Annotated in this window: 18 protein-coding genes; 8 read left to right on the forward strand and 10 right to left on the reverse strand. The window is 62.9% G+C overall.

Annotated features, from left to right (window positions below; all coding sequences use genetic code 11):
• Nucleotides 1-55: 55 nt before the first annotated feature.
• Nucleotides 56-763: a GntR family transcriptional regulator gene (locus AC0L2Z_RS13925; RefSeq protein WP_473628344.1), complete on the reverse strand. Its 708-nt coding sequence runs from the start codon at nt 761-763 to the stop codon at nt 56-58.
• A 212-nt stretch (nt 764-975) separates the two neighbouring features.
• Here AC0L2Z_RS13925 and AC0L2Z_RS13930 point away from each other — a divergent pair, with 212 nt between their 5' ends.
• The 6 genes from AC0L2Z_RS13930 (at nt 976) to AC0L2Z_RS13955 (ending at nt 7,490) form a co-directional block, all read left to right on the forward strand.
• Nucleotides 976-2,451, forward strand: coding sequence for an ABC transporter substrate-binding protein (locus tag AC0L2Z_RS13930; RefSeq protein ID WP_473628346.1), 1,476 nt, complete (start codon nt 976-978; stop codon nt 2,449-2,451).
• A gap of 81 nt (nt 2,452-2,532) precedes the next feature.
• Nucleotides 2,533-3,492 carry a carbohydrate ABC transporter permease gene (locus AC0L2Z_RS13935; protein WP_473628348.1) on the forward strand — a complete coding sequence of 320 codons (960 nt, stop codon included), beginning with the start codon at nt 2,533-2,535 and terminating at the stop codon, nt 3,490-3,492.
• Nucleotides 3,489-4,379, forward strand: a complete 891-nt coding sequence (locus AC0L2Z_RS13940) for a carbohydrate ABC transporter permease (protein WP_473628349.1) — start codon at nt 3,489-3,491, stop codon at nt 4,377-4,379. The genes AC0L2Z_RS13935 and AC0L2Z_RS13940 overlap by 4 nt, the downstream gene beginning before the upstream one ends.
• Nucleotides 4,380-4,389: 10 nt before the next feature.
• Nucleotides 4,390-5,487: an ABC transporter ATP-binding protein gene (locus AC0L2Z_RS13945; protein ID WP_473628350.1), complete on the forward strand. Its 1,098-nt coding sequence runs from the start codon at nt 4,390-4,392 to the stop codon at nt 5,485-5,487.
• A gap of 66 nt (nt 5,488-5,553) precedes the next feature.
• Nucleotides 5,554-6,717 (forward strand): mandelate racemase/muconate lactonizing enzyme family protein, encoded by a 1,164-nt coding sequence (locus AC0L2Z_RS13950; RefSeq protein WP_473628352.1) that lies wholly within the window; start codon nt 5,554-5,556, stop codon nt 6,715-6,717.
• A 23-nt stretch (nt 6,718-6,740) separates the two neighbouring features.
• Complete coding sequence (locus tag AC0L2Z_RS13955) at nt 6,741-7,490, forward strand: ribonuclease activity regulator RraA (protein ID WP_023797622.1); 750 nt, start codon at nt 6,741-6,743, stop codon at nt 7,488-7,490.
• 64 nt (nt 7,491-7,554) lie between these two features.
• Here AC0L2Z_RS13955 and fdhF read toward each other — a convergent pair whose 3' ends face one another.
• The 4 genes from fdhF to AC0L2Z_RS13975 all read right to left on the reverse strand — a co-directional run bounded on the left by fdhF (nt 7,555) and on the right by AC0L2Z_RS13975 (nt 13,845).
• Nucleotides 7,555-10,344, reverse strand: coding sequence for a formate dehydrogenase subunit alpha (gene fdhF / locus AC0L2Z_RS13960; RefSeq protein ID WP_473628353.1), 2,790 nt, complete (start codon nt 10,342-10,344; stop codon nt 7,555-7,557).
• Between the two features lies 1 nt (nt 10,345).
• Nucleotides 10,346-12,019, reverse strand: coding sequence for an NADH-ubiquinone oxidoreductase-F iron-sulfur binding region domain-containing protein (locus AC0L2Z_RS13965; RefSeq protein WP_473628355.1), 1,674 nt, complete (start codon nt 12,017-12,019; stop codon nt 10,346-10,348).
• A gap of 207 nt (nt 12,020-12,226) precedes the next feature.
• Nucleotides 12,227-12,466 carry a sulfurtransferase TusA family protein gene (locus AC0L2Z_RS13970; RefSeq protein WP_031254334.1) on the reverse strand — a complete coding sequence of 80 codons (240 nt, stop codon included), beginning with the start codon at nt 12,464-12,466 and terminating at the stop codon, nt 12,227-12,229.
• A gap of 122 nt (nt 12,467-12,588) precedes the next feature.
• The gene (locus AC0L2Z_RS13975) at nt 12,589-13,845 is read right to left on the reverse strand and encodes a molybdopterin molybdotransferase MoeA (RefSeq protein WP_473628356.1); all 1,257 of its coding nucleotides are present in this window, start codon (nt 13,843-13,845) and stop codon (nt 12,589-12,591) included.
• Nucleotides 13,846-14,026: 181 nt separating this feature from the next.
• Here AC0L2Z_RS13975 and fdhD point away from each other — a divergent pair, with 181 nt between their 5' ends.
• Both fdhD and mobA read left to right on the forward strand, forming a co-directional pair.
• Nucleotides 14,027-14,917: a formate dehydrogenase accessory sulfurtransferase FdhD gene (fdhD, locus tag AC0L2Z_RS13980; protein WP_473628358.1), complete on the forward strand. Its 891-nt coding sequence runs from the start codon at nt 14,027-14,029 to the stop codon at nt 14,915-14,917.
• The gene (gene mobA, locus AC0L2Z_RS13985) at nt 14,907-15,554 is read left to right on the forward strand and encodes a molybdenum cofactor guanylyltransferase MobA (RefSeq protein WP_473511080.1); all 648 of its coding nucleotides are present in this window, start codon (nt 14,907-14,909) and stop codon (nt 15,552-15,554) included. The genes fdhD and mobA overlap by 11 nt, the downstream gene beginning before the upstream one ends.
• A gap of 10 nt (nt 15,555-15,564) precedes the next feature.
• Here the strand turns inward: mobA and AC0L2Z_RS13990 are convergent, their stop codons facing one another.
• The 5 genes from AC0L2Z_RS13990 to AC0L2Z_RS14010 are packed head-to-tail and all read right to left on the reverse strand — an operon-like array spanning nt 15,565 to nt 20,983.
• Nucleotides 15,565-17,526: a molybdopterin biosynthesis protein gene (locus AC0L2Z_RS13990; RefSeq protein ID WP_473628360.1), complete on the reverse strand. Its 1,962-nt coding sequence runs from the start codon at nt 17,524-17,526 to the stop codon at nt 15,565-15,567.
• A 7-nt stretch (nt 17,527-17,533) separates the two neighbouring features.
• Nucleotides 17,534-18,655: a molybdopterin-binding protein gene (locus AC0L2Z_RS13995; protein WP_473628362.1), complete on the reverse strand. Its 1,122-nt coding sequence runs from the start codon at nt 18,653-18,655 to the stop codon at nt 17,534-17,536.
• Between the two features lie 50 nt (nt 18,656-18,705).
• Entirely contained in the window at nt 18,706-19,545 is an 840-nt protein-coding gene (locus tag AC0L2Z_RS14000) for an ABC transporter substrate-binding protein (protein ID WP_473628364.1), read from the reverse strand.
• Nucleotides 19,546-19,565: 20 nt separating this feature from the next.
• The gene (locus tag AC0L2Z_RS14005) at nt 19,566-20,288 is read right to left on the reverse strand and encodes an ATP-binding cassette domain-containing protein (protein ID WP_473628365.1); all 723 of its coding nucleotides are present in this window, start codon (nt 20,286-20,288) and stop codon (nt 19,566-19,568) included.
• Between the two features lie 2 nt (nt 20,289-20,290).
• The gene (locus AC0L2Z_RS14010) at nt 20,291-20,983 is read right to left on the reverse strand and encodes an ABC transporter permease (RefSeq protein ID WP_473628367.1); all 693 of its coding nucleotides are present in this window, start codon (nt 20,981-20,983) and stop codon (nt 20,291-20,293) included.
• Nucleotides 20,984-21,075: the final 92 nt, after the last annotated feature.

Raw genomic sequence — 21,075 nt, forward strand, 5'->3', positions numbered from 1 at the left:
ATCCCTTTATCTGAAATGCTTAGGGCTAACGGTGTTCGAGACTGGACCTTCGTTCCTATCCGGCCCGAGCGGCGTTGCGCGCACGCATCTGTTCGAGGATATGCCGGCCGGAACCCTCGACATGGCGGGAAACGAGTTCGGCCGCCTTGTCGGCTTCTCCCGCTTTCACGTGCGCGATGAGTTCGCGGTGCTCGCGAATGATCGCGGCACGACGCGCCAGCGTGAAATTGAAACGCCGGCTCACGGCTCGCAGCACTTCGCGATGCTTCCACCAAAGTTCAGCGGCATGGCGGTTATAGTGCCGCTGGTACATCACGGTGTGGAAGGCGGTATCCAGTTCACTGTGCCTGAAGGTGTCGGCAAAGTTGTTCTCTTCAATCAGGCCTTGGAGACGTTCGAGTTCGGCGATGTCCTCGCCGGTCGCCATGTTCACAAACCATCGCGTCAGGGCCGGCTCGATCAGAACACCGATTTCATAGATATCCCGGACAAAATCCTGATCTATGGGTCGCACGCGCGCCCCGCGGTTGGGGAGAAAGGTGACAAAACCCTCCCCGCGCAAGAGCTGCAGGGCCTCGCGTACGGGGTTTGTCGAGGTGCCGTGACGCCGGGCGAGATCGGTGACCACAAGCCGTTCGTTGGCGGCGAGCCGTCCCTCAATGATGTCTTCCCTGATCAGTTGATAAAGCGAGGCGCCCTCGCTGGAGGCCATGGGGTCAGTCGCCACCGGTGGCATGGCTTTAAAATCATCTATTTCGGCCAAAGCCGGCTCCCCTGATCAATACAGACCCTGCCCGATATCACACACGGATTTCACAAACAATGTACGATCCCGCGCGTTGACAGGCAATCCATGATCTGAAAACGTACAAAATGATCGAAGGGATACATAGAACAGAAAGGCGTCCCGCGGTCGAACGAGCTAGACCGCCTTGCCTCGGCGCAGGGCGGCATGGAGAACCAGGGAGGATACCTATGACGAGGATTACGCTCGGCAGTGCGGTCCTGCGCGGCACTGTCGCCACTGCTTTGATGGCATCGCTGATGTCCACATCGGCGCTGGGAGCGCCCGTCGACCTCAGCAAGTGGTCGCCGGAATATGTGCGCTCCATTGCGGGCACAGAGGATTTTGACACGGCGGCCGATTGCGCCAAGGTCACCCCGCTCGACTACAAGGGGCGACTGACCTTCTGGTATCAGGGCGTGTTCGAGGGCGACCCCGACCTCTTGCGCCAGTACTACAAGGATTTCTTCGAGACCTTCCGCAAGACCTATCCGAACATCCAGCTCGAGGAACAAGCCCTCACCTATAACGACCTTCTTGACAAATTCCGCACGGCGCTCCTCGGCAATGCAGCGCCGATGGCGGTCCGCCTGCAAATCCTGGGTGGTACCGAGTTCGCCTCAAAAGGCTATCTGGAGCCGCTCAAACCCGAGGATGTCGGGTATTCCACCGAGGACTTCTGGCCCGGCGCCATGAAGGCCGTGACCTGGGAGGGGGTGACCTACGGCATTCCAACCAACAACGAGACGATGGCGTTCATCTGGAACGCCGACATCTTCAAGCGTGCGGGCCTCGATCCGGACAAGGCTCCGGCAACCTGGGACGACGTCGTCAAGTATTCCAAGCAGATCCACGACAAGCTCGGCATTGCCGGTTACGGCCTCGTGGCTCGCAAGAATGCCGGCAATACGCCGTACCGCTTCATGCCGCAGCTGTGGGCCTACGGCGGCGGCGTGTTCGACGAAGCCACCGCGAACCCGACCTATGAGGAGGTCAAGCTCGATAGCCCGCAGAGCAAGGCCGCCCTGCAAGCCTCGTACGACATGTATGTTCGCGACAAGTCGGTTCCGGTTTCGGCGCTCACCAACCAGCAGGCCGATAACCAGCCCCTGTTCCTCGCCGGCCAGCTCGGCATGATGATCTCGCACCCGTCCGACTACGATGTCATGCTCGACCTGCAGAAGAAGGCGACTGGCGCCGACAAGGATAAGGCGCAGACCGTCATCGACAACATGCGCTACGGCCTGATTCCCACTGGCCCCGACGGCAAGCGCGCAGTCGTGTTCGGCGGCTCGAACATTCACATCCTGAAGCCTGAATATGTCGAGGGCGGCAAGGTCGACGAGCCGGCCGCAAAGGCTATCATCTGCATGTGGACGAGCCCTGAATGGTCGCTGAAGATGGCCTATGCCGGCTCGAACCCGGGCAACCTTAACGGCTTCAAGACCAAATGGATGAAGGAACGTCTGGACAACATCAAGTTCCTCGATGTGACGACCTCGATGCTGCCATACGGCATCCCGTTCCCGGCGCTGCCGCAGGCTCCCGAGATCATGAACATCATCGTTCCGGACATGCTGCAGAATGCCCTGACCGGAGCGATGCCTGTCGACGAGGCAGCGGACGACGCGGCCAAGAGGGTAAGAGACCTGATGGGCGGACTCTAGTCCAAGCCTGACCGGCTGCACTGACCGTGCAGCCGGTTGGTCGGAAACCCGGTTCGTTCAGAAGAAATGGGGCGCGCCACAGTGACGATCGTGACCGGCAAGGCCGAGGCTCGCCAAAGAGTGCAATCCGGCAGGTCCGGCGTGCTACGCCAGATATGGGAGCATCGCGCCGACTACGCGTACGTGCTCCCGGCGATCGCCGTGATGCTCATCGTCATCGCCTACCCCATCTACTACACGATCGAGCTGTCGTTCTTCAAGACGCCGCCTGGCCTGCAGCTTCGCGACAAGACCTTCGTCGGCCTCGACAACTACACGACCATCCTCACCAGCGAGGTGTTCTGGAGAGTCACCTGGAACACTCTGATCTGGACGCTGGGCTCCACTTTGATTGCCTTTGTCCTGGGGTTTGCCACCGCGCTGGCGCTCCACCGCGAGTTTGTCGGCCGCGGTGTGCTGCGCGCAATCCTGATCATTCCCTGGGTCATCAGCGCGGTCGCCGCCTCCTATATCTGGAAGTGGATCTATCATTCGGACTTCGGGATCATCGGTGCGGTGCTGGTCGGCCTCGGATTGGCCGAGCGACCGCCGAATTTCATCGACAGCGTCAACACGGTGCTGCCTTCCCTGATCGTCGTCAATATCTGGCGCGAGTTTCCGTTTGCCATGATCATGATGATGGCCGGCCTGCAGACCGTGCCCGAGCAGTTGCTGCGCGCCGCGCAGGTCGACGGCGCCAGCGCCTGGCAGCGCTTCTGGCACGTCACCTTTCCGCACTTGCGCAACGTCTCGACGGTGACGATCCTGCTGCTCGCGGTGGCCAACTTCAATTCCTTCATCATCCCCTGGATCATGACCGGCGGCGGGCCGTCCAACGCATCGCATATCTGGATCACCCACATTTATGAGCTCGCCTTCGGCCGGCAGCGCTGGGGCGTGGCATCTGCCTATTCGGTGCTCCTGTTCCTCACCCTGATGACGCTCGGCTACTTCTACGTTCGTGCGCTAAGCGGTAACGAGCGGCAGGAGGGGAACGCATGAGCACGACTGCCGAGACCGCCCCGCGAGCCCTGAGCCGTCGCCGGATGCGCGTCGACGGATGGCGGTGGACCGGGCGCATCTTCCTCGCGTTCATGCTGCTTTACACCGCGGTGCCGATGATCTGGATGCTGATCACCTCGATCAAATCCGGGTTCGCGGCGTTGCAGTTCCCGCCGCAATGGTGGCCGGACGAACCTACCCTCGCCAGCTATGAGAAGCTGCTCGATCCCCAGAACAGCGTCGGCCAAGACTTCCTCCGCTTCTTCTGGAACAGCCTTTTCGTGTCGACCGTCACGACAATCCTCTCGGTGATCGTCGCCGTCCCTGCGGGCTACGCGTTTTCGCGCTTCAGTTTCCCCGGCCGGAACTTCCTGTTCTTCGCCGTGCTGCTGCGCAACATGTTCCCGGCGGTGATCTTTCTCGTGCCGCTGTTCATCCTGATGCGCCTGCTCGGGTTGATGAACACGCATGGCTCGCTGATTCTCACCTATCTCACCTTCGGCCTGCCGCTGGCGATCTGGTTGCTCAAGGGCTTTTACGACAACATTCCGGTGCAGCTCGAGCAGGCGGCGCGCATCGATGGGGCAACGCGGTTCCAGGCCTTCATCCTGATTGTGATGCCGCTCTCGACGCCGGGGATCATCGCCACCGCGATCTATTCGTTCATCGGCGCGTGGAACGAGTACATCTACGCCTACACCTTCCTCACCAAGAACGACCAGTTGACACTGCCCGTCGGCATCCAGCGCTTCTTCTCGGAAAATACGACGGACTTTCCGGGCCTGATGGCGGCCAGTTTCATGATGAGCGTGCCCGTCGTCGTGCTGTTCCTCGTCCTGCAACGATACTTCGTACGCGCCCTTACAGAAGGCGCGGTCAAGCACTAGGGAGTTGCCGATGGCCCACGTCGTCCTCAAAGATCTCGTCAAGTCCTATGGCAGCTTCAAGGCTGTCAACGACGTGTCGCTGACGGTCAATGACGGCGAGTTCGTTGCGCTCGTCGGCCCTTCAGGCTGCGGCAAGACAACCACGCTCAATCTCGTCGCGGGGCTGATCCCGATGACATCGGGCGACATCGTCATCGGCGACCGGGTGGTCAACGACCTCGACCCCAAGGACCGGGACATCGCCATGGTGTTCCAGAACTACGCGCTCTATCCGCAGAAATCGGTTTACAAGAACCTGGCGTTCCCGCTGCAGATGCGCAAACTGCCCAGGGACGAGATCGACAAGAAGGTCAAGGAAGCGGCGCGAGTGCTCGACATGACGCACCTGCTCGAGCGCAGGCCGCGCGAACTTTCGGGCGGGCAGCAGCAGCGGGTGGCCCTGGGCCGTGCGCTTGTCCGCGACCCCGCCGTGTTCCTGATGGACGAGCCGCTCTCTAACCTCGATGCCAAACTGCGCGTGCAGATGCGGTCTGAGATCAAGCGCTTCCACCAAGACCTCAAGGCGACGATCATCTATGTGACGCACGACCAGCTCGAAGCCGTGACCATGGCCGACAAGATGGCGGTGATGAACGGCGGCTACCTGCAGCAATATGATTCGCCGGCGCAGGTCTTTGCCCATCCGGTCAACATGTTCGTCGCCAGCTTCATAGGCAGTCCGGCGATGAGCCTTATTCCGCTGCAGGCATCGACGGCAAACGGCAACTCTGTGTTGACCAGCGCGGAGGGCTGGAGCTTCGAGCTCTCGCCGCGCAACGCCCGGAAGGTCGCAAGGGCAACGACCAGGAAAGTCGTGCTCGGCGCACGTCACTCGACGATCAAGTTGCGCAACACCGCGGTCCCCGGTGCCATTCCGGCCAAGGCCTACACGGTGGAGCCGACCGGGGACGTCACCTTCGTGCAGGCGTTCCTGTCCGGCGCCATCGTCAACGTCAGCGTGCCGCCGAACATTGCCGTCGCCCCCGATGAACAGATCTGGCTCGAGTTCGACCAGGAGCGGATGCATCTGTTCGACGGCGAAACCGAAATGGCCCTCAAGGCCGACTGAGACAAGGCGCCAATTGAAACAGGGCGCCAACTGAAACAGGGGGATGCGTTTGGAACGTGGGCGTGGATGACTACGAAGCTTAAGATCACCGCGATCAAGCCCTATCCAGTGTGGGTAGGAACGCGCAACCAGATGCTGGTCAAGGTCGAGACCGACCAGGGCATCTTCGGCTGGGGCGAGAGCGGCTTGAGTGGTCGCGAGAAGGCGGTGGCCGGCGCGGTCGAGCACTATCGCGAGTTTCTCATCGGCCGCGACCCAATGCAGATCGGCCGGATCTGGCAGGAGCTTTATCGCAGCCAGTACTTCGAAGGCGGACGTGTTCTGCAGGCGGCGATTTCCGCCATCGACATCGCCCTTCACGACATCAAGGGCAAGGCGCTGGGAGTGCCGGTCTACGAGCTGCTAGGCGGCAAGCAGCGCCACCGCATCCCCACCTTCGCCTCGACCGGAGACGAGGCCGAAGGTGACGCTGCCATCGAACGAGCCCGCGAGCTGCGCGCACAGGGGTGGCAGGCGATCCGCTTCTTCCCCGCCGGGCAAAACAGCAGGGACATCTTCGAGCCGCGCGAGTCGATCGGCGCTACCGCCAGTATCCTCAACAGGGCGCGCGAGGCGCTGGGCGATGACGTCGTCCTCGGCATCGACTATCATCATCGGCTGTCGGTGGCCGAGGCGGCGAGCTTCTGCAACAAGCTCGGCCGCGGCGTGCTTGATTTCCTCGAGGAGCCGATACGGGACGAGACACCGGGTGCCTACGAATCGCTGCGTACGATGACCGACATCCCCTTTGCCATCGGCGAGGAGTTTTCCAGCAAGTGGCAGTTCCTGCCCTACATCGAGCGCGGCATTCATGAGTTCAACCGGCTCGATGTTTGCAATGTCGGCGGGCTTACCGAGGCGATGAAAGTCGCTGGCTGGAGCGAGGCGCACTATGTGGACCTGATGCCGCACAATCCCCTTGGTCCGGTTTGCACGGCCGCGACCGTGCATCTCGCTGCCGCGGTACCCAACTTCGCGTGGCTCGAGACCAGGGAACCCGAAACAAAGCTGGGCTTCGACAATTCCGACTTCTTCCCCGTGCAACCACGGCTTGACGGGACCGACTATCCGGTCGGCGATCTGCCGGGGCTCGGCGTCGAGGTCAACGAGGAGGCGATCCAGGCGGCGAGCTTTCGTTTTTGGGAAGCGCCTCACCTTAAGCGCCGCGACGGTTCTGTTACGAACTGGTAGTTGCCTTTCAACCGGAGTCCACCATGACACATGCTCCCGACATCACGCGGCCGCCAAAAGACCTGATCGACGCGCTGAGGGGGATCGGCGCCGCGACGGTTGCCGGCACGCTTGGCCACATGGGTTTTCGCAATCCGCACATGGTCGGACCGGTGGCGCAGAACCACGGCAAGTCGATCGTCGGGCCGGCGCTGACGCTGCAGTTCATGCCACAGCGGCCGGACCTGTTCACCGAGGGAGAATATGCCGATCCGGAGACGCAGCTGCATCGGCACGTGCTTTATCACGCACAGGCGGGCGATGTGGTCGTGGTCGACGCGCGCGGCGACATGAGCTCGGGCGTCTTCGGCGATATGATGTCGACGTATTTCAAAGGCAGGGGCGGCGCCGGCATCGTCATCGATGGATGCATGCGTGACCGGCCCAATGTTGAAAAGCTCGATCTGCCTCTATGGCTGCGCGGCTGGACGCCGAACTATCATGTGCAGACCAGCATCTATCCCAATGCCGTCAACGTTCCGATTGCCTGCGGCGGTGTCACGGTGATCCCCGGTGACATCATCGTCGCCGACGACGACGGGGTGGTGGTGCTTCCCGTCGCAATGGCCCCGGCGGTAATCGAAGAATCACAGAAGCATCACGATTGGGAGGAGTTCTCGCGAGTGAAGCTGATGGAGGGCGGGCCGTTGCAACGCTACTATCCGCTGCATGACGATGCCCGCGGGGAGTACGAGGAGTGGCGCAAAACAAACCGCTTGGAGAACCCCGGTTAGCGCATGGATTACCCCGTGGCGGGCGGCAGCTGGCAACCGTTCACAGATGGCGCGCGGTACTGGTTTATTCGGCAGCTTCGGCCCTCGCCGCCGGCGCAATTCGCGCGGCGCAGTATTTGAACTCCGGGATCTTGCCGTAGGGGTCCAGCATCGGATTGGTGAGCATGTTGGCCGGACTTTCGTTGAAGCAGAACGGCATGAACACCATACCGTCGGCGACCTCCCGGTCGGCGCGCAGGATGGCGTCTACCGTCCCGCGCCGGGTCTCGACCGCAATCATCTCTCCTTGGCGCAGGCCGTGCCGCTTGATCTCATAAGGGTTCATCGCAGCGATGCCTTGTGGTTCGATCGCGTCCAGCACGCCCGCCCGGCGGGTCATCGAGCCGGTGTGCCAATGCTCGAGCAGGCGGCCGGTGGTGAGCACCAGTGGAAACTCTTCATCGGGCACTTCGTCAGGCGGCAGCAAATCGGCCGGCACGATGCGGCCGCGTCCGTCCGCGGTCGGGAATCCGGACGAGAAGATGATCTCATTGCCGGGCTTGTCGGGACCGTCGGCCGGATAGATCACCGAACCTTCGCGCTCGATGCGGTCCCAGGAGATATGTTTCAAGGACGGCATCACGGCCGCCATTTCCGCATAGACCTCGGAGACATGGCCGTAATTCCAGTCCAGACCGATGCGCCTCGCCAGTTCGACAATCAGTTCCCAATCCTGGCGCGCTTCGCCCGGCATGTCGAGCGCCGGCCGGCCGATCTGCACTTGCCGGTTGGTGTTGGTGTATGTGCCGAGCTTTTCGGCATGCGCCGAGGCTGGCAGCACCACATCTGCGTGCCAGGCGGTCTCGGTCAGGAAGATGTCCTGCACCACCAGATGGTCGAGCATGGCCAGTGCTTGCCGGGCATGGGTTTGGTCCGGATCGGACATGGCCGGGTTCTCGCCCAGTATGTACATGCCCTTGATTTCGCCGTCATGGATGGCGTCGATGATTTCGACGACCGTCAGGCCCCGTTTCGGGTCCAGCGTCTGACCCCAAAAGTTCTCGTATGAGCCGCGGATGTCGATGTTCTCGACCGATTTATAGTCGGGGAAATACATCGGGATGAGCCCGGCATCGGATGCGCCCTGCACGTTGTTCTGGCCGCGCAGTGGGTGCAGGCCTGTTCCCGGCCGGCCGACATGTCCGGTGATCAGCGCCAGGGCGATAAGGCAGCGCGCATTATCGGTTCCGTGTGTGTGCTGGGAAATGCCCATGCCCCAAAAGATGATCGACCGCTCGGCGGTCGCGTAGGTGCGGGCGACGTCGCGCAGCACGCTCGCCTCGACGCCGCAGACCTCGGCCATCGCCTCGGGCGAAAAATCCTTCACCTTGGCCTTCAGGGCCTCGAATCCGGAAGCGTTGGCCTGGATATACTGCTCGTCGTAGAGCTTTTCCTCGACGATGACGTGGATCAGCGCGTTCAGCATGGCCACGTCACTGCCAGCCTTGAATCGCAGCGAATGCGACGCATGGCGCATCAGATCCTGGCCGCGCGGGTCCATGACGATCAGCTTGGCGCCGCGCTTGGCCGCCTGCTTGAAATAGGTCGCGGCGACCGGATGGTTGGTGGTCGGCCGTGCGCCGATGACGATGATGCATTCGGCCTTCAGCGCGTCGTTGAAGGGCGCCGAAACCGCACCCGAACCGACGCCTTCCATCAGCGCCGCCACCGAAGATGCGTGGCAAAGCCGCGTGCAATGGTCGACATTGTTGGTGCCAAAACCCTGGCGCACCAGTTTTTGGAACAGATAGGCCTCTTCGTTCGAGCCTTTCGCCGAGCCGAAACCGGCCAGCGCCTGCCCGCCATGATCCCTGAGGATCGTCTTCAGCCCGCCGGCGGCGCGCGCGAGCGCCTCTTCCCAGCTAGCCTCGCGAAACACGGTCAGCGGATCGACGCCGCGCATATCGGCATCGCCCGACTTCGGCGCATCGTCGCGGCGGATCAGCGGCTTGGTCAGCCGTTCAGGCGACATCGCATAATCGAAGCCGAAACGACCCTTGACGCAGAGCCGGTTCTCGTTGGCATAGCCATTGCGGCCATCGACGTGAACTATTCTGTTGTCCTTGACCGCAACGCTGGTCTGGCAACCGACGCCGCAGAACGGGCACAACGTGTCGACGACCTTGTCGAATTCCTGGATGACCCGGGTCTTGCCTGCATCATCCATCAGCGACTTTTCGTAGAGCGCGCCGGTCGGGCAGGCCTGCACGCATTCACCGCAGGTGACACAGGTCGACAGGCCCATCGGATCGTGCATGTCGAAGACGGGAAGCGAGTGATTGCCGCGCTCGGCCATGCCAAGCACATCGTTGACCTGGACCTCGCGGCAGGCCCGGACACAGGCGCCGCAAGTGATGCAGGCGTCGAGATTGACGGCAATGGCGGGATTGGTGATGTCGAATTCTGGCCGGACATCATCGGTGGCGAATTTCGAGCTGTAGCGAGCGCCGGAAATGCCCATCGAACCAGCCCACTGCCAGAACATCGACTGCTGATCCGGACCGTCGGCCGCCAGCCGCATGTTGCTGGCGAGAAGCTCGAACACCATCTGGCGCGATTTCGTAGCCCGTTCGGTATCCGTCTTCACCACCATTCCGGCGGAAGGCTTGCGGATGCAGGAGGCGGCAAGCACCCGTTCGCCCTCGACATCGACCATGCAGGCGCGGCAATTGCCGTCTGGCCGATAGCCGGGCATGTCGACATGGCACAGATGCGGTATCCTGGTGCCTTCGCGCTTTGCAACGTCCCAGATCGTCTCGTCGTCAGCGGCTGTGACCGTCTTGCCGTCGAGGGTGAAAATGACGCCATCTGCCATTTCAAAGATCATCCCTAAAATGCGTCAAAAGGTGATTGACCGGATTGGGCGCCGCCTGGCCGAGACCGCAAATGGAGGAATCGCGCATCACTGTTTCAAGGTCGCGCATCGCCGTCTCATTCGGCACGCCCTTCTCTTTCAAGAGCGTTACCAGCTTTTCGGTTCCTTCCCGGCACGGCGTGCATTTCCCGCAACTCTCATGTTTGAAGAAATTCATGAGATTGAGGGTCACATCCCTGATGTTGTCGGCTTGCGAAAGCACGACCACCGCATGTGAGCCGACAAAGGCGCCCTGTTTGGCGAGTTCGCCGCCGAAATCGAGTTCAATGTCGCCCATCGACGCCGGAAGGATGCCGCCCGAGGCTCCACCTGGCAGATAGGCCTTGAATTCATGCCCGTCTGCCATGCCGCCGCAATAATCCTCGATCAGTTCGCGCACGGTGACGCCGGCCGGGGCGAGCTTGACGCCCGGCTCCTTCACATGTCCGGAAACCGACCAGGAGCGAATTCCCTGATGGCCGGGCTTGCCCTGCGCGGCGAACCATTCGGGGCCCTTCTCGACGATGTCGCGAATCCACCACAGCGTCTCGACATTGTGGTTGAGTGTCGGGCGTCCGAAAAGTCCGACTTCGGCAATATAGGGAGGTCGGTGACGGGGCATGCCGCGCTTGCCCTCGATGCTTTCCAGCATCGCGCTTTCCTCGCCGCAAATATAGGCGCCGGCGCCGCGCCGAAGGTCGATCAAACCGGGCTTGACGATGCCGGCTGCCTCGAGCGCCGCGATCTCGGCGCGCAAAATGGCGAGCACGGCCGGGTATTCGTCGCGCATGTAGAAATAAATGCGCTCGGCCTCAACCGCATGGGCGGCGATAAGCGCACCTTCGAAGGTGCGGTGCGGATCCTTTTCGAGATAGATGCGGTCCTTGAAAGTGCCAGGTTCGCCTTCGTCGCCATTGATCGACATCAGCCGCGGCCCTGGATAGCCGCGCACGAAGTTCCATTTCTTGCCGGCCGGAAAGCCGGCGCCGCCGAGACCGCGCAGACCGGCGTGCTCCATGATCTCGATGATGGCGTCAATGCCGGTCTCGCCCGCCTTCACCTTCCGGAGAAGCTGATAGCCGCCAGCGGCCCGATAGGCATCGAGGCCAACATAATCGGGCACGACAACTTTCGTATCGCCCGAGCGTGCCAGATCGATGAGGATATGGCTGCTGGCTTGGTCGACCTCACGGTCGCCAATGCGCGCCGCGGGCGCTGCGGCGCAGCGGCCCATGCAGGGCGCACGCATGACGCGGACTGTGTTTGGGTCGGCCTTGGCGGCCAGTTCGCCAATCAGGTGTTCGGCGCCCGCCAGCATGCAGCTTATCGATTCGCACACCCGGATTGTCAGCGGCGCGGGTCTCGCCTCGCCTTCCCTGACGATATCGAAATGGTCGTAGAATGTCGCGACCTCGTAAACCTCCACCTGGGACAGGCGCATGTCTTCGGCAAGCGCTCGCAGATGCGCGGCCGACAGACAACCGTAGCGGTCCTGGATCAGATGCAGGAATTCGATCAACAGATCCCGGCGCCGTTCGCGATGGCCAAGAAGTTCCCGGACCTCGGCCAGGGCAACATCATCCAGCGCCCGCCCTTTGGGTCCGCGATCGGGAGATCGCCGTTGCTGCATTGTCATCCTCTCTCCTCCCGGACCCTTCGTCTGAGGAAGGCGGCTCCCGCCACCAATGTGGTTGTGAGCTCCCTCAGCCCGGCGCACCTTGGATCAAGGACTTGGCACACAAATCGACTTGGCAGACAAGTTGAACCAAATGCCGGTTTGACAATTTTAGCATGGCCGGGGCGCCGCGACAGAACTGATCTGCGCCCTGATTTGTCGCACGGCCTATACCGGGGCAGCTTGCGCCTTCTCGATCAAGAAAACGATGTGGTCTCCCTGCCGTTGCATCGCCTCCAGGCGGTCGCCCATTTCGTTGATCAGATTGGGAATGTCTATGGCTGCCAGCGGATCGGTGCAACGGACCTCAAGGCGCTCGCCTGGGCTTATTCCGCTGAGCGCCTTGCGGGTTTTCAGCGCCGGCAAGGGACATTTCAATCCCGTCAGATCGAGCTGTCTTGTCGTCATGGTGGCGCACCATGGCGGACCGCTTACCGGTCGTCAACGGTCGCCGACCCAGGGTATACTGCAGTTGAGAGCGGCCAGGCGTCGCACCGCATACTGCATGCCCACCGGCTCGACGGCGTTCGTCAATACAGGTCCGAATAGGCAAGGAACTGAACGGTCTGGCCCGGCTCGACCTCGGCTATTTCCTCGCCGAGTTCGACAAGGCCGTGCGTTTGAACCAAAGAAGACAGCATGCCAGCGCCCTCGCGCGGGAATTTGACGGCTTCATATGTGCCATCCTGCGTCCCACGCAGGCTTACCCGCACATATTCGCGTCGCCCTGGCTTTTTGCGGTAGGAGAAGGCGGCCCGCACCGGCCGCGAAATTGGTGGCTGCTGCCGTGCGCCGGCCAGTGCAAAGATCGCGGCGCGCGCAATATGGGCGAATGTGACGAAGCTCGCCACCGGATTGCCGGGCAGCCCAATGAAGGCTGTTCCCCGGATCACCCCCATGGCGACTGGGCGGCCGGGTTTTATGGCCACCCGCCAGAAGACCAGGGTGCCCACACTCTCGACGGCGGCCTTGACGCAGTCGGCCTCCCCGGTCGAGACCCCGCCGGACGCCAGGATCAGGTCCTGTCCTGGCGCAGCCTTGCTCAGCACATCCGCGATCAGCCTGCTGTCGTCGATCAGAATGCCCAAATCGGTGGTCTCGCAGCCCAATCTTGCCAGCATGGCCATCAGCATGAAGCGGTTCGAATCGAAAAGCTGGGCCGGTCCCCGGACCTTTCCCGGCGCGACGATCTCGTTGCCGGTCGAGAAGATCGCGACGCGAACTTTGCGCCGTACATCGATCTGCGTCATGCCGAGCGCCGCGGCGAGCGCAACATCCTGCGGGCGCATGCGCTGGTCGGCCTGCAGGACCACCTTGCCTGCTGCGACGTCCTCGCCCGCCGGCCGCACGTTGGCTCCTCTTTTCAGGCCGGGCGGAAGAATGACCCTGCCGGTATCGTCGACACGGACATCTTCCTGCATGTAGACCGTGTCTGCCCCCTCCGGCAGCGGAGCGCCGGTGAAGATGCGTATGGCTTGTCCGGGCGCGGCGTGCCGATCCGGCGCCATCCCAGCCTGGATCCTGCCGCTCACCGGCAAGGCTTTTTCAACGGTTCCCGGCAGGTCGTCGCCGCGCAGTGCATAGCCGTCGACGGCTGAGTTGGTGAAAGGCGGCAGGGGCAGCGGCGCCACCAGATCACTCGCCAGGACGCGCCCATCGGCAATCGCCAGCTGGACGGTTTCGGTCTCGTCGACAACGGTCAGCCGTGAAGCAATCAGTGCGGCTGTATCATCGAGCGATCGCATCGGGCCGCCGAAAGCGAAGCAGTCATCCGAAAGTTGCGCCATCGAGCCTTCAGCCTCTATGGATCTGGCCGAGCCGGCAGCTCGGCGCCATCCGGCAAGCCCAGTCTGCGCCCGTGCGCGCTTTTGTGGACCGGCATCGGTTTGAACAGGCTATATAGTGCAGGTCAAGCCGGAGGTAACGCGTCCACTCCGGCGAGCGGGATTGCAATTTCAAGAGAGCGCCATGCAACAGATGAAAACCCGACCAGACCCCGCCATCATCATGCCGAGCCCGGATGACATCCGATTGACCGAACAGGTCAGCGGCATCGATCATACGGGCGCCGCTATTCAAATCCGCGTCCCCGTTGAACGCCCGCTGACGCTCTATCTGAATGCCCAGGAGATCGTCACGATGATGACGATCGGCGACTATCCCGAATATCTGGCGCTGGGCTACCTGCTCAATCAGAACATGCTCAAATCCGACGACGTCGTAACCGAAGTCGACTATGACGACGACGTGCAGGTCGTGGTCGTCCGTACCGAGCGCAACACAAATTACGAGCAGAAGCTTAGAAAACGGACGCAGACTTCAGGCTGCGCGCAGGGGACCGCTTTCGGCGATCTTCTCGAGGCGCTCGATATCACTCTGCCGCCAGCCGCGCTGCACACCTCCTGGCTTTACCAAATGACCCGCACGATCAACACGACGCCGTCGCTCTATCTTGAAGCGGGCGCGATTCATGGCTGCGTGCTTTGCAAGGAAGGCACGCCGATCTGCTACATGGAGGACGTCGGGCGCCACAACGCCGTCGACAAGATCGCCGGCTGGATGTATCGCCACGGCATCGATGCCGCTGACAAGATCCTTTACACGACGGGCAGGCTGACGTCGGAGATGACGATCAAGACGGTTCGAATGGGCATTCCGATCCTCGTCTCGCGCTCGGGTTTCACCGCTTGGGGAGTAGATCTGGCCCGTCAGGCCGGCCTGACGCTGGTCGGTCGGGCGCGCGGCAAGCGGTTCGCCGTGCTATCGGGCGCGGACCGCATCGTCTTCGACCAGGACCTCGCTTCCGTCGACGAGGAAGCACCGCGTCACAGACGCAAGGGAACTGCCGATGGCGAATGAGCCGATGGCGAATGAGAAGGTGCCGACCCTGGGCGTCGTTCTCGCCGGGGGGCTCGCCCGGCGCATGGGCGGTGGCGACAAATCGATGCGTCGGATCGACGGACTCACCATCCTCGAGCGTGTCCTCGAGCGCCTCAGCCCGCAATGCGACGGGCTGTTGCTGAACGCCAATGGCGACCCTGCCCGCTTCGACCGCTTTCGCCTACCAGTCGTCGCCGACCCGGTCGAGAATTATCCGGGCCCGCTTGCCGGCGTGCTTGCGGGCCTCGACTGGACCGCGGCGAACAGGCCCGATGTCGAATGGATCGTCAGCGTCGCAGCGGACTGTCCTTTCTTGCCGCGCGACCTCGTCGAACGGCTGCATCGGGCGCGCATGGCGAAAGCTGCGGATCTGGCGGTGGCGATGTCAGCGGGTCGGACGCATCCTGTCATCGGGCTGTGGCAAGTGGCGATGCGAGATGCGCTACGCCATGCACTGGTCGAAGAGGGCGTTCGCAAGATCGACCTGTGGACGGCTCGCTACAAGGTTGCAACCCAGTCCTGGCCGGACAAGCCGGTGGATCCCTTCTTCAATGTCAACACGGTCGAAGATTTTGCCGAGGCCGAACGGCTGGTTGGGCACCTTGCCGACCCTTAACCCGGATATCTCACACTTGGCCAGGTCGGGTAAAACCCATGCGCTCGACCGCCTCGTTGAATTCAGGCGAAGCGAGCGCGGTTAGGAAGGCCTGCACCGCGGGTCGCTGTTTGCGGGCAGAGACCAGCGCGAAATCATAATGCTCTTCCTTCAGCGCAATGAAGCCGAGCCCGGCTGAGCGCGCCACCGGCGCAATGGTGACGCCCCAGTCGGCTCGGTTCTGCGCCACGGCCGCCGCGACGGCATTGTGCGAGCGGGGCTGGTTCCAATATCCGTCGGGGCGCGCGGCACCAAGCAGTTGGTCGATCAGGATGCGCGTGCCCGAGCCCTGGTTGCGGTTGACCATCATGCAATTGGGATCGGCGAGTGCGGCTCGCACCGCCTCCTCTGGGTCGGTCCCCTGGAAGCGCAGGTCGCCCGGGCGGTAGACGATGCCCTGCATGCGTCGCCATCCCTGCACGAGTTCGAGGCCTTCGCTCAGGAACGGCGCATTGTAGCTTTGCGTCTTGGCATCGAAGAGGTGGATGGGCGCGATATCGCACTCGCCTCGCCTGGCCGCGGCCAGGCCGCCCAGGCTGCCGACCGCGATGGACCGCACCGTCAGGCCGGCGCGAAACAGAATGCCCACGACAAGATCGAGGCCGGTGCAGTTGCTGCCGATCACCACGAGATCGGGAACACGGACGTGCGGGGTGAACAGCGTCACCGACGCCTCGCTTCCGGCAGGCATATTGTCGGCTAGAGCTTCGATGCTGATGAAGCCGTCGGCCTGGGCAAAGGACGTTATCGCCCCCGAGCCCTTGCCGGTGGGATAGGCGACCAGCCCCTGCTCACCCTCGACCAGCGATACCATCACGAACTCCGTGCGGCCGAGTTCGGACTGAATGCGCAGTGGGACCTTTGCAGCGACCTTCGCTTCGGTCCGAGGCGGCAGGCCCGCCATGCGGCGCAGCACGGGTACGATCATGTCGTGGAAGGTGAACATGGCCGAAGTCGGGAATCCCGGCAGCACGACGACCGGCTTGCCGCCGCAGACGGCGAGGCAAAGCGGCTTTCCCGGCTTCAGCGCCACGCCATGGGCAACGATGCCGGGCGCGCCGAGACGGTTCACGATGCGGTGGCTGACATCACCCGCGCCCTTGGACGTCCCACCCGACAGTATCAGCACGTCATGCGCCGCCAGCGCCTCGCGCATGGCGGCTTCGAGTGTGGCTTCGTCATCCGGATAGGCGCCGAGAAAGCTCGCCTGGCCGCCATTTTCGGTTATCGCGGCGCTGACGATTGCGCCATTGGCGTCGTAAATGCCGGCGGGTCGCAGGGTGTCGCCTGGTTGGACAAGTTCGTCGCCGGTCGACAAAACCGCCACCCGCAGCTTGCGCGCCACCGTCACCAGTGCAATTCCACAGGCGGCAAGCATGCCGATTTCACGCGAGCCGATCACCGTTCCGGCGCGCAGCAGAACCTCACCGCGGGCAATGTCGGATCCGGCATGCGAGATGAACTGGCCGGGCGAGGCTCCGCGCCTGACCTCGATGGCATCGCCTTCGGCTGGGTGTGTGTGCTCCACCATGACGATGGCATCGGCGCCGCGCGGCACCGGCCCGCCCGTCGCGATCGAGGTGGCGGTGCCTGCGAGCACAGGGATTTGCGGGGCGACACCGCAGGCGATGGTTTCGCGGTTGAGCAGGAGCCTGGCAGGAAGCGCCTCCGACGCGGTGGCGATGTCGGCGGCGCGCACGGCAAAACCATCGACGTTCGAACGGTCGAAGGGCGGCACGTCGATCGGAGCCGTGACATCATCGGCAAGCGGCAGCCCAAGCGCATCCGCCAGCATCAGTTCTTCGGTCGGGGTCGTCCTGGAAAATAGCACCGCCTCGAAACGGGCGAGCGCCTCGTCGCGCGACAGGACCGTCAGGAACTGCTCCTGGCCGGTATGCTCCTGGCCGGTATCTGGGCGGGTGGATCTGGTCATCACCGACTCATCTGGGATCGTCGAACACAAAGGCGCCGACAGGTGTTCCCGCGGCCCAACCCTCACTGCCCCCTGGAATGGCAAGCCATGCATCCGCCAGGCGGATCGCCTCCAGCGAAAAATCTCCTATCGCAAGCGGCCGCCATCTGTCTTGTTGCTGGTTCAGCAGGACGATCTCGGCCAGTCCGACCGTGGACGAGATTTTCCGCTCCAGCGCCAGGACCGTCTGTCGCCGGGCGCTCCTGTCCGTCAGGCGATCGATAGCCGGCTGAACCAGCGCCAGAAAGGCGGCAAGAGCCTGATCGGGCGCGCCGGGCAGAGCAATGATCGGGACCGCATCGAGCCGTCCGATCGCCGCGGTTCGGCCGGGCTGTAGCGCTATGTTGTGGGCGATGAGCGCCCCACGCGCGGCAAGCGCGTCGGCTGTAGCGTCGGCGCGCCCCGCACCAGTGCCTCCAATCAGGATGATCAGATCGCCGGCTGCATTGCCAAGCGCCTGGGCGACGGATCTGGCGTCGCGCGAAACCGTTTCGATATCGAACACCGTCGCGCCAGAAGCTCTTGCGAGGTCGGCGACAAGATGGCCCGTGAAAGTATCGCTCGTTGGGGCGGCGACATCGATCAGGCGCACCTGCGGCATCCGCACCGCAATTTCACCAATCCCTGCACTTCGCACGGTCAGGAGGTCCGCGGCCGACAGCCTGTGCCCAGCAATGATCAGCGGTCGGCCCGCCGCCATGTCCTCGCCAGCGCGTCGCACGCCCTGGCCCGGAGCTGCTTCATCGAGCGCCTGGGGCATCGGGCCGCTGCAATCGATGAGATCGGCCTCGAGAACGCAATCGCATCCCTCCGGCATGGCGCCGCCTGCTTCTATCCAGACCGGAAATGCCATCAGCGGCAGCGGCGAATATGCCGACGCACCGGCAAGATCGAGCGCGCGGCACGCCCAGCCATCTGTCTTTGCCGTGTCGCGGACCGGCTGCGCGCGTGCCAGGGGCGGCATGGCGGCGCCGATCTTCCCAGGCGTCTGGTCAAGCGGCAAAAGAGTGGGCGCGACCGGCTCCACTCCGTCGAGGAGTGCGGCGAGAGCCGCTTCGAGACCGGTCAGCGCGCCGATGGAAGGCTGCATTCTCATCATGTCCGATGATGGGGCAGATGCGAACCGCTTTGCAACCGACTTCAGGAGCGCTGCTGCTCAGCGTTCGGGAAGAAGAGTTGCTGGCCGTCAATGTTGTACTCGCCGATCGCCTGCTGTCCTTCCGGCGAGATCAGCCAATCTATGAAGCGTTGGCCGGGTTCGGCCTTGACGTTCGGATGCCTCGCGGGGTTCACCAGCATGACGCCGTACTGGTTGAACAGCCTTTTGTCGCCTTCGACCACGATCTCCAGTTCGCCGCGGTTCTTGAACGCCAGCCATGTGGCGCGATCGGAAAGCACATAGGCATCCATGGCGCTGGCTGTGTTGAGCGCAGCGCCCATGCCCTGCCCTATCTCCTTGTACCAGGGGTCCCCCACCGCCGCGATATCGACACCTGCCGCCTTCCAGAGTCCGAGTTCAGCAAAGTAGGTTCCGGATTTGTCGCCGCGGGAAACAAAAGCAGCTTTTTTGCTCTGGATCGATGTCAAGGCGACTGCGATATCCGGCGAACCCTTGATGCCGGCCGGGTCGCTTCTTGGCCCGATCAGGACGAAATCATTGTACATCACATCGAAGCGTTTCACGCCAAAACCTTGCTCGACGAATTTCTCCTCCTGCTCCCTGGCATGGACGAAGACCACGTCTGCGTCTCCCCGGCGGCCGGCGTCGAGGGCCTGGCCGGTTCCCTGCGCGACCACCTTCACCTCGATGCCGGTCCTTGTGGTGAACAAAGGCAGTATGTGGTCGAAAAGGCCGGAATCCCGTGTCGACGTCGTCGAGGCCACCACGATCGACTGTTCCTGTGCGCTGGCCGATGCGACGCTGGAAGCGAGGAAAGTCAAAATGATCGCAATTGCGGTAAACAGTCGACGGTTCAGCACTGGAAGCTCCATTTCCGCGGTCAAAGCACGAGTTCCCCATGGGTAAAGGCGGCAGCTTCTGCGGATGCGGGGCGATCGAAAAAATCACCGGCGCTGGCGTGCTCGCACAGTCGGCCGCAAACGAGGAAGACGACATCTCCCGCGAGCCGTCGCACCTGGCCGAGATCGTGCGAAGCCATGACGATCTTGGTACCCGATTGGGAGGCCATGAGGATGATCTCCTCGACATGGCGGGTTGCAGCGGGATCAAGGCTGGCGGTGGGCTCATCGAGCAGCAGGATCTCGGGTTCGCGCGCCAGTGCGCGGGCAAGCGCCACGCGCTGTTGCTCGCCGCCGGACAAGCGCCGCGCAGGTCGGGCCGCCAGGCCCAGAAGGCCCACACGATCGAGAAGTTCCTCGGTGCGTGCCGCGCGACGATGGCGCGGACAGCCAGCTTGCGCCAGTGCGTAAACCACGTTGGCGGTGACGGAGCGGCGCAGCATCACCGGTTTCTGGAGCAGCATTGCCCGGCGCCCGAGGCCGCGATCGGTGCGCCCACCCCAGCTCACAGTTCCTGCGGAAGGCGCGGCAAGTCCCATGCAAACCCGAAGCAGTGACGTCTTGCCCGCGCCATTGGGACCGAGCACCAGTGTCGGAGCACCGGGAGTAATCGCCAGGTTCAGGCGGTCGAGCATGGTCGTGGCGCCGGCGCTGAGCGAGACCCGGTCCAGAACGAGAGGAAGGTCGGTTAGCGCGGCCCGCATCATCAAGCCACCCGTTGCTCCGACCACAATCGCAGGCCCCAGGCAGCGGCATTGATGGCAAGAATGAGGCCGATCAGGATGACGCCGAGCCCGATCGCGAGCGGCAGGTCTCCCTTTGATGTTTCGAGCGCGATCGTGGTGGTCATGGTTCGGGTAAAGCCCTCGATATTGCCGCCGACGATCATGACCGTGCCGACTTCGGCGGCCGCCCGGCCGAAGCCGGCGAGCATTGCGGTAATCAGGCTGAAACGGCTGTCCCACAAGAGCGTCGCCACCCGGCCTGTCGGGCCGACGCCCATCGCCGTCAGTTCGTCGCGATATTCGCGCCACAAATCCTCGATGGTCTGGCGCGTCAGAGCCGCGATAATCGGCAGGACGAGAAGCGCCTGCGCGATGACCATGGCGGCCGGTGTGAACAGCAGGCCGAACGCGCCGAGCGGCCCTGATCGCGACAACAGCAGGTAAACGGTCAGGCCGACGACTACGGGCGGCAGGCCCATGAAGCCGTTGACAAGCACGACGAGCGCGGAACGTCCCGGAAAACGGGTCAGTGCCAGCAACGCCCCGAGCGGCAGTCCCACGACGGCCGCAACTGCAATGGCGGCCAGGGTAATGGTCAGCGAAAGCCGCACTATCGAGATCAGCGTCGCGTCGCCACTCGCGATAAGCTGCCATGCATTTAGGCCTTCTGACATACCCTTTCACCTGCGCTGCGTCGTCCTGCTATTTCTGCTGCATTTACTCCGCATTCGTCAAACAATTGAACCTGCGCAGGAATATGCATAAG

The organism is Mesorhizobium sp. WSM4850, assembly GCF_055811735.1.